An 8,398-nucleotide genomic window follows, 5' to 3' on the forward strand; every position below is an offset into this window, starting at 1 on the left:
CCCGATCCGCCCGAACCGGGCCGGCCGGGTCGATCCGGCGCAGCCAACCGGACAGAACGGGATTTTCAGGGTACGACGGGGGGACGCGCCCGGAACCGCCCGGCGAGGCACACCGGCGCAACCCCGAGCCGGCTCGGGGTTATCCCCGCAGCGCCCCTCGGGGGCGGGGCTGGCAGCGCGGGCAACTGTAGGACGACCGGTTCATGAACGCCTCGCGACGGATCGGCGCGCCGCAGCGCGGGCAGGGCTCCCCCTCCCGGCCGTACGCGTTCAGCGACCGGTCGAAGTAGCCGCTCTCGCCGTTGACGTTGACGTACAGCTCGTCGAAGCTGGTGCCGCCCTGCTTGATCGCCTCGCCGAGCACGTCCCGCACGTGCCCGAGCAGCCGGCCGGCCGCCGGGCCGGTGAGCGCGTCGGTCGGCCGGGCGCCGTGCAGCTTGGCCCGCCACAGCGCCTCGTCGGCGTAGATGTTGCCGACCCCGGAGATCAGGGTCTGGTCGAGCAGCGCCCGCTTGACCTCCGTCCGCTTCCGGCGCAGCGCGGCCAGGAAGTCGGCGTCGGAGAACTGCGGGTCCATCGGGTCCCGGGCGATGTGGGCGATCTCGGCCGGCAGCTCCGCCCCGCCCTCGGACACCGACAGCCCGCCGAACGTCCGCTGGTCGACGAAGCGCAGCTCCGGACCGTCGTCGGCGAACCGGAGCCGGACCCGCAGGTGCAGCTCGTCGGCCGCCCCGACCGGCTGGAGCAGCAGCTGGCCGGACATGCCCAGGTGCCCGATCAGGGCGTCCCCGCTGTCCAGCGGCAGCCACAGGTACTTGCCCCGGCGTCGGACGTCGATGATCGTCCGGCCGGTCAGCACGTCGGCGAAGTGCGCCGCGCCGGGCTCGTGCCGGCGGATCGCCCGGGGGTGGCGCACCTGCACCGAGCTGATCGTCCGGCCGATGACCCACTGGGCCAGGCCCTGCCGGACCGTCTCGACCTCGGGCAGCTCAGGCACGGCCGGCGCCCGCTTCGGCGGCGTCCGCGGCCGGCCCGGTGCCCTCGACGTCGGCCGGTGCCTCGGCGCCCTCGGCCGCGGCCTGCGCGGCGGCCTCGGCCTCGGCCTGCTCGGTCAGCGTCCGCCAGGCCGACTCGGCGGCCCGCTGCTCGGCCTCCTTCTTGCTGCGCCCCTCGGCGCCGCCGTACCGGTTGCCGGCCACCACCACCCAGGCGGTGAAGGTCTTCAGGTGGTCCGGGCCGGTGCCCTCGATCCGGTACTCCGGCACGCCCAACCCGAGCGCGGCGGTCAGCTCCTGGAGGCTGGTCTTCCAGTCCAGGGCGGCACCCCGGCCGGCCGACTCGGCCATCAGCGGGTCGAAGAGCCGGTGGATCACGATGGCGGCGGTGTCCAGGCCGTACTGGAGGTAGATCGCGCCGAGCAGCGCCTCCAGGGTGTCGGCCAGGATGCTGGCCTTGTCCCGGCCGCCGGTGGCCTCCTCGCCCTTGCCCAGCAGCAGGTACGCGCCCAGCCCCGCCGGGCCGAGGCCGCGCGCCACGTCGGCCAGCGCGCGCATGTTCACCACGCTGGCCCGCAGCTTGGCGAGCTGCCCCTCGGGCAGGTCCGGGTGGTTGTGGAAGAGCGCGGTGGTGATCACCACGCCGAGGACCGAGTCACCCAGGAACTCCAGCCGCTCGTTGGTGGGCAGGCCGCCGTTCTCGTACGCGTAGGACCGGTGGGTCAGCGCGCGCTCCAGCAGCTCCGGGTCGAGCGACACCCCGAAGGCCGCCTCCAGGTGGCCTACGGGAGCACGCCGCCGCTTGTCGTTGGTCATGGTGCTACCTCGGTGTCGTTACGGTCAGGTGCGGGATCGTGCGCGTCGAGCAGGGTCGAGACGGTGTCGGTGGCACCGCGCCGCCACAGGTGGGCGGCGAGGGCGATGCCGGAGGCGACGTCGTCGGGCTGGGCCGCCCCGTGGCAGACGACCACCGTCCCGGCCACCCCGAGCAGGGCCGCCGCGCGGGGGGCGCCGCCGCTCGCCGGGGGCCCGCCGGCCATCGCGTACGCGCCCTCGATCGCCTTGAGCAGCACGTTACCGGTGAACCCGTCGGTGACCACCACGTCGACGCGGGTGCCGAGGGAGACGTCGTACCCCTCGACCATGCCGACGTAGCGGGCGTTGCAGGGCAGCGGCACGGCGGCGAGCGCGGGATCGGCGGAGCGGCGCAGCCGGTCGCCCTTGCCCGTCTCGGTGCCGACGGAGAGCAGCCCGACCCGGGGCGCGACGACGGCGTGGGCCACGGCGGCGTAGGCGGCGCCGAGCACGGCGTGCCGGGCGAGCGTGGCCGGGCCGGGTTCCAGGGTGCCGCCGACATCCAGCAGCACGACCGGGCCGGCGACGGCGGGCAAAGTCGCCACCAGGGCCGGGCGGCGTACCCCGGTCCAGCGGCCGAGGCCGAGCGCGGCGGCGGTGACGGTCGCGCCGGTCGAACCGGCGGAGACCAGCGCGTCGGCGAGCCCGTCGCGGACGGCGGTGACCGCCGCGCGGACGGTGCTCTCCGCGCGTGCGGCGGTGGGATGGTCGGCCATGCCGACGACGGTCCGCACCGGGCGGACCGTGACCCGGGCACGCTGCTCCGGGGCGAGCGCACCGATCAGCCCGTCGGCGACCTCGGTCGGTCCGACGAGCAGCAGGTGCAGGTCAGGGTCGGCGCGCACCGCTCGCAGAGCGCCGTCAACCACGACGGCGGGAGCATTGTCCCCGCCGAGGAGGTCGACGGCGATCCGCGCGGTGCCCGGCTCCACCGGTACACCGGCCGAAGGCCGGCCGGCGGCGGAGGGAGCCGGGACACCGGGCGAGAGCCATGGTGCGCGTGCCACCCGACCGGTGGTCGGGGGCGTCACTCGGCGTCCAGGTCAGACCTCGAGGACCTGACGGCCGTTGTAGGTGCCGCAGACCGAGCAGGCGGCGTGCGGCAGCTTCGCCGACTTGCACTGCGGGCAGGCCACGGTCGCCACCACGGCCGCCTTCCAGTTCGCCCGGCGGGCGCGGGTGTTGCTGCGCGACATCTTGCGCTTGGGGACGGCCACGGTTCTTACTCCTCTGTACGGGTCAGTTGCGACAGGCCCGCCCAACGCGGGTCGATCTGCTGATGGCTGTGGTCGGCCGGCAGATCGTCCCAGTGCACCCCGCAGTCGGGGCACAAGCCTGGGCAGTCCTCCCGGCAGAGCGGGTTGGTCGGCAGTGCGAGCACCACCGCGTCCCGCAGCGCCGGCTCCAGGTCGATCAGATCGCCCTGCATCCGGCCCACCTCGTCCTCGTCGGTCGTGTCGTCCGTGGTGCTGTTCTCGTACGCGTACAGCTCCTGGATCCGCACGGCCACCGAGTCGTCGATCTCGCGCAGGCAGCGGCCGCACTCGCCCTTGACGGGACCGCTGACGGTCCCGGAGACGAGCACGCCCTCGGACACCGACTCCAACCTCAGGTCGAGGTCGAGGTCCGCGCCCTCCGGCACGCCGATCAACTCCACGCCGAGGTCCGCCGGTGCCGGCACGACCCGCTTGACCGTACGCAACGCACCAGGCCGACGCGGCAGGTCCCTCGTGTCGAGGACCAGCGGCGACCTGGGGTCGAGTGGGCTTGGCGAGTGCTTGGGCATAGTTAGACTCCGGCCGGTGAGAGGCCGACAAAAAAGGTTACCTGGATGACCGGCGGACCGTCGAACCGGGGGCGTCGCCCCTGGCCCGGCGGCTGCCGGCTGTCGGCCGCCGGCCCGCGTGCCGCTCAGAAGGGTAGCGGGCGGTCCGCCTCGTCCCCAGCGAACGTGCCGATCTCGCGCAGCGCGTGCATCTTGTCCCGGCCGCGCTCTATCGAGGCCAGCGCCCGGGTCAGGAACTGCTCGAAGTTGGCCAGCGCGGTGTCGACGTAGTCGTCCACCTCGTCGCGCAGGCGCTGCGCCTCGGCGCGGGCCTCGGCGATGATCCGGGCGCCCTCGTGCTCGGCGGAGACGGTGATCTCGTTTACCGAGACCAGGCGGGCGTGTTCCGCCTCACCCTCGCTGATGATCCGGTCGGCCTCACGCTTGCCGGCCTCCATGATCTTGTCCCGCTCCTCCAGCAGCGCGGCGGCCCGGCGCAGGTCGGCCGGGAGGTCCGCGCGCAGCTCGTCGAGGGCGGCGATCATCTCGCCCCGGTCGACCATGCAGTTGTTGCGCGACATCGGCACGGAGCGGGCCTGCTCCACCATGGCGATCAGTTCGTCGATGCGATCGAGCGGGTCCACCGGTACCTCACTCCTGTCCTCGTCGGCCGACCTTCATGATGCGGCCTGCGCCCGGCTTCGGCGCTGCACACATCATGTCGCGCCCCCTCCACCGCGCACCGATCCACCCCTCCCGGCGCGTCGCCCGCCCCCCGCCCACCCCAGCCCGCCGATCTTGCACTTGTGGTGGCGGCATTCCACCCGCCCCGGGACAAATCCCCAACCGCAAGTGCAAGATCGCCCCGGGGACGGGCGGGGTGGGGAAGGGTCAGGGGCGGGTGTCGGGGTGGAGGCGGGCCGCCAACTGCTCGCGGACCACGTCGGGGACGTGCGCGGAGATGTCCCCGCCCCACTTGGCCACGTCCTTGACCAGGCTGGAGGAGAGGAAGGAGTAGAGCGGGTTGGTCGGCATGAAGAGCGTCTCGACGCCGGCCAGCCCGATGTTCATCTGGGCCATCTGCAGCTCGTAGTCGAAGTCGCTGACCGCCCGCAGGCCCTTGATCAGCACGCTCGCCTGCTGGGCCCGGCAGAAGTCCACCAGCAACCCGCGGAACGACTCGACCCGGACGTTGTCGTACGAGGCGGTCACCTCGCGGAGCATCTTGATCCGCTCCTCGACGGTGAACAGCCCCTGCTTCGACTGGTTGACCAGCACGCCGACGATCACCTCGTCGAACAGGCGGCTGGCCCGGCCGATGATGTCGAGGTGTCCGTTGGTGACCGGGTCGAAGGAGCCCGGACAGACCGCACGTCTCATGATCGGCGACCGTACCAAAGGGTGGTCTCTCCGTAGCGGCGACTGCGCTCGGCCGTGATGCCTTCCACCCAGTCGACCTGGCCGGTACGGCTGGACCGCTCCACGATCACCAGGGCGTCCGGGGCCAGCCACCCACCGTCGACCAGCGCGGCCAGCACCGCGGTGATCTCCTCGTCGGGTACGGCGTACGGCGGGTCGGCGAAGACCACGTCGTACGGGTCACCGTCGGGGCCGGCCGCGAGCACGGTGGCCACCTTGCCGGTGACCAGGCGGGCGGCCGGGGCGGCCCGCAGCGCGGCGATGTTCTCCCGGATCACCCGGGCCGCCCGGGCGTCGGACTCGACGAGCAGCACGTGCTCGGCACCCCGGGACAGCGCCTCCAGCCCGATCGCCCCGGAGCCGGCGTAGAGGTCGGCGAAGCGCGCCCCGTCCAGGTCCAGTTCGGCCTGCACCGCGCTGAACAGCGCCTCCCGGACCCGGTCGGAGGTGGGCCGGGTGCCGGCGCCGGGCGGCGCGGCGATCCGCCGCCCGCCGAACGTCCCGGCCACGATCCGGGTCACCGTCTGCTCCTGCGCATACCGCTGACGCTACGCGACGACCGAGCCGCCCCGACGACACGGCGTGTACCGCGATCCGGATCGATTGATCACTTACAGTTCATCAATGATCTCAGATTCATAACATAGCCCCTCCCGGGCACCAATCGATGTAACGCCTTTGGCGTCGATCTCGCTATGGTCTGCCCGGTTGTCGTGCGGGCGTGAGGCTCCGGTCCGTCCGCCGCACTCTCCGATTTTCCCCTCATCAGGAGTAGACGTGAACCGTCTCAACCTCCGGCGCTCCGTGGCGGTCATCGCCGGCGCGCTGATCGGCCTCGCGGGCGTCGCTGTGGTGGCCGCCCCCGCCAGCGCCCACCACAGCGAAGTCAAGGTCACTGCCGAGTGCGACACCGCCAAGGGCGAGTGGGTCACCACTTGGACGGTGCGGACCTACGCGCCGCAGGGCGTGAACAGGTACAAGCTCACCAAGGTCGAGGCCGTCAGCAAGACCGGCGCGACCAGCACCCCCTTCACCATCGACGGCATCCAGGTCACCGAGGGCGCCTCGTACCCGCACGAGGTCTCGCAGTCGCTGGTCGGCACCGCCCGCCTGGCCGGCGATGTCACCGAGGCGTCGCTGACCGTCCGCGCGCAGTGGGACAACACGTACCAGGAGAACGACGACAAGAGCGCGTCCATCAAGTTCAGCGAGAGCTGCGACAAGGTGGTCACTCCGCCCCCGGCCAAGGCCAACCCCACGGCCACGGTGACCTCCGACTGCACGGGCGACGTGGCCGTGAAGCTGGAGAACGGCGCCGAGGCCACCAAGGACGCCTCCTTCACCATCACCGGGACCGACGGGTTCACCAAGACCGCCGACGTCGCACCGGGCAAGAGCACCTCGATCCGCGTTCCGGCCAAGAACGCCGCCCACATCAAGGTGACCGAGGCCGGTCTGGAGCAGCCGCTCTTCGACGACAAGCCCGCCGAGGCCAAGGACTGCGTGGAGCCGGGCGAGCCGTCGGGCAGCTACATGTCCACCTGCGATGAGCTGATCTTCCAGATCGAGAACCCGAAGGACGGCAAGACCGTCGAGGTAACCTTCACGCCGAACAAGGGCGAGGCGCAGAAGCTGGTCGTCCAGCCGGGCGAGACCAAGACCGTGAAGTTCAAGGCGTTCGAGGGCCTGACGGTCACCCCGACCGCCGAGGGCCTGGACGACTCCGAGCCGATCGCCTGGGAGAAGCCGGCCGACTGCACCCCCGGCACCGGTGGCGGCAAGGAGGACGGCCCGACGCTCCCGCTGACCGGCGCCGCGACCGGCGGCATCGTGGCCGGCGCGATCGCGCTGCTGGCCGCGGGCGCGGTCCTGTTCGTGGTGGCCCGCCGGCGCAAGCTGCGGTTCACCGTCTGAGGGCCATCAGCCTGACCCGAGGGCGCGCTGACCACCCGGTCGGCGCGCCCTCGGCGCATCCGGCGCTGATCGACTCCACTTGCCGCAGATCGGGGTGTCGACACGGCGGGACGCGCGGAACACGGCATCCCGAGTGGATCAGCCCGTCAGCCCTTCTCCAGGTACTCGGCGCGCTCCTCGTCGACCAGGGCGGCCACCGACGCGGCCAGGGCCGGGTGCCGGGCCAGCTCCGGGTCCTCCTCGACCAGGCTGATCGCCTCGGCCCGGGCGTCCCGGATCAGATCGGTGTCCCGCAGCAGCGACAGCAGCCGCAGGTGGGAGCGGCGCCCGGACTGGGTGGCGCCCAGCACGTCGCCCTCCCGGCGCTGCTCCAGGTCGAGTTCGGCGAGCTTGAAACCGTCCGTGGTGGACGCCACCGCGTCGAGTCGCTCCCGGGCGGACGAGCCCTCCACCGCCTCGGTGACCAGCAGGCAGAGGCCGGCGGCCGAGCCCCGGCCCACCCGGCCGCGCAGCTGGTGCAGCTGGGAGACGCCGAACCGGTCGGCGTCCAGCACGATCATCACGGTGGCGTTGGGCACGTTGACGCCCACCTCGACCACGGTGGTGGCCACCAGCACGTCCAGGTCACCGGCGGCGAAGGAGCGCATCACCGCGTCCTTCTCGTCGGCCGGCAGACGCCCGTGCAGCACGCCGATCCGCAGCCCGTGCAGCGGCCCCTCAACGAGCAGCGGGGCCACCTCGGTCACCGCGAGCGGCGGCCGCCGGCCGTTGTCGTCCTCGCGCGGCGGCTCCTCCTCGGAGACCGGCCCTTCACCGATGCGCGGGCACACCACGTACGCCTGATGGCCGTTGGCGACCTCCTCGCGCAGCCGGCGCCAGGCCCGGTCGAGGAAGGCCGGCTTCTCGGCGGCCGGCACCACGTGCGAGGCGATCGGCGACCGGCCCTGCGGGAGCTGGGAGAGGGTGGAGGTCTCCAGGTCGCCGTAGACGGTCATGGCGACCGTGCGCGGGATCGGGGTGGCGGTCATCACCAGCACGTGCGGCGGCTGGTCGGCCTTGGCGCGCAGCGCGTCCCGCTGCTCGACGCCGAAGCGGTGCTGCTCGTCGACGACCACCAGGCCCAGGTCGCGGAAGTCGACCCCCTCGTAGAGCAGGGCGTGGGTGCCGAGCACGATGCCGGCCCGCCCCTCGGCCACCTCGGCGAGGGCCCGCCGCCGGGCCGCCGCGCCGAGCGAGCCGGTGACCAGCTCCACCCGGGTGGCGTCGTCGGCCGCGCCCAGCTCGCCGGCCTGGGCGAGCGGGCCGAGCAGGTCGAGGATGCCCCGGTGGTGCTGGGCGGCGAGCACCTCGGTGGGGGCGAGCAGGGCGGCCTGCCCACCGGCGTCGACCACCTGGAGCATGGCCCGCAGCGCCACCACGGTCTTGCCCGAGCCGACCTCGCCCTGCAGCA

At 72.9% G+C, this 8,398-nt stretch carries 10 protein-coding genes; 1 reads left to right on the forward strand and 9 read right to left on the reverse strand.

The annotated features are described in order from the left end of the window. Positions 1 to 139 precede the first annotated feature (139 nt). The 8 genes from mutM to rsmD form a co-directional block, all read right to left on the reverse strand. Entirely contained in the window at positions 140 to 997 is an 858-nt protein-coding gene (gene mutM / locus ONA70_RS11530; protein ID WP_265006377.1) for a bifunctional DNA-formamidopyrimidine glycosylase/DNA-(apurinic or apyrimidinic site) lyase, read from the reverse strand. Next, the gene (gene rnc / locus ONA70_RS11535; protein WP_265006378.1) at positions 990 to 1,811 is read right to left on the reverse strand and encodes a ribonuclease III; all 822 of its coding nucleotides are present in this window, start codon (positions 1,809 to 1,811) and stop codon (positions 990 to 992) included. The genes mutM and rnc overlap by 8 nt, the downstream gene beginning before the upstream one ends. Continuing rightward, on the reverse strand, positions 1,808 to 2,782 hold the full coding sequence (locus ONA70_RS11540) for a phosphate acyltransferase PlsX (protein ID WP_265006379.1): 975 nt from the start codon (positions 2,780 to 2,782) through the stop codon (positions 1,808 to 1,810). The genes rnc and ONA70_RS11540 overlap by 4 nt, the downstream gene beginning before the upstream one ends. A 111-nt stretch (positions 2,783 to 2,893) precedes the next feature. Then, positions 2,894 to 3,067 carry a 50S ribosomal protein L32 gene (gene rpmF / locus ONA70_RS11545; protein WP_091096818.1) on the reverse strand — a complete coding sequence of 58 codons (174 nt, stop codon included), beginning with the start codon at positions 3,065 to 3,067 and terminating at the stop codon, positions 2,894 to 2,896. A 5-nt stretch (positions 3,068 to 3,072) separates the two neighbouring features. Beyond that, positions 3,073 to 3,636, reverse strand: coding sequence for a YceD family protein (locus ONA70_RS11550; RefSeq protein ID WP_265006380.1), 564 nt, complete (start codon positions 3,634 to 3,636; stop codon positions 3,073 to 3,075). A 125-nt stretch (positions 3,637 to 3,761) separates the two neighbouring features. Then, positions 3,762 to 4,259, reverse strand: a complete 498-nt coding sequence (locus ONA70_RS11555; RefSeq protein WP_265006381.1) for an SPFH domain-containing protein — start codon at positions 4,257 to 4,259, stop codon at positions 3,762 to 3,764. Positions 4,260 to 4,506: 247 nt separating this feature from the next. After that, on the reverse strand, positions 4,507 to 4,995 hold the full coding sequence (gene coaD / locus ONA70_RS11560; RefSeq protein WP_265006382.1) for a pantetheine-phosphate adenylyltransferase: 489 nt from the start codon (positions 4,993 to 4,995) through the stop codon (positions 4,507 to 4,509). After that, entirely contained in the window at positions 4,992 to 5,555 is a 564-nt protein-coding gene (gene rsmD / locus ONA70_RS11565; protein ID WP_265006383.1) for a 16S rRNA (guanine(966)-N(2))-methyltransferase RsmD, read from the reverse strand. The genes coaD and rsmD overlap by 4 nt, the downstream gene beginning before the upstream one ends. A gap of 256 nt (positions 5,556 to 5,811) precedes the next feature. On the opposite strand from rsmD, the gene ONA70_RS11570 reads away from it, so the two are divergent. Beyond that, the gene (locus ONA70_RS11570) at positions 5,812 to 6,948 is read left to right on the forward strand and encodes an LPXTG cell wall anchor domain-containing protein (protein ID WP_265006384.1); all 1,137 of its coding nucleotides are present in this window, start codon (positions 5,812 to 5,814) and stop codon (positions 6,946 to 6,948) included. A 146-nt stretch (positions 6,949 to 7,094) separates the two neighbouring features. On the opposite strand, the gene ONA70_RS11575 is transcribed toward ONA70_RS11570, so the two are convergent. After that, a partial coding sequence (locus ONA70_RS11575; protein WP_265006385.1) for an ATP-dependent DNA helicase RecG occupies positions 7,095 to 8,398 on the reverse strand: 1,304 nt, incomplete at its 5' end.

The sequence above is a fragment of the Micromonospora yasonensis genome (assembly GCF_026013475.1).
Classification (GTDB): Bacteria; Actinomycetota; Actinomycetes; order Mycobacteriales; family Micromonosporaceae; genus Micromonospora; species Micromonospora yasonensis.

Coding starts and splice junctions, on each gene's coding strand:
- coaD (WP_265006382.1), bottom strand. CDS start 4,995: ATGAGACGTGCGGTCTGTCCGGGCTCCTTCGACCCGGTCACCAACGGA.
- rnc (WP_265006378.1), bottom strand. CDS start 1,811: ATGACCAACGACAAGCGGCGGCGTGCTCCCGTAGGCCACCTGGAGGCG.
- ONA70_RS11550 (WP_265006380.1), bottom strand. CDS start 3,636: ATGCCCAAGCACTCGCCAAGCCCACTCGACCCCAGGTCGCCGCTGGTC.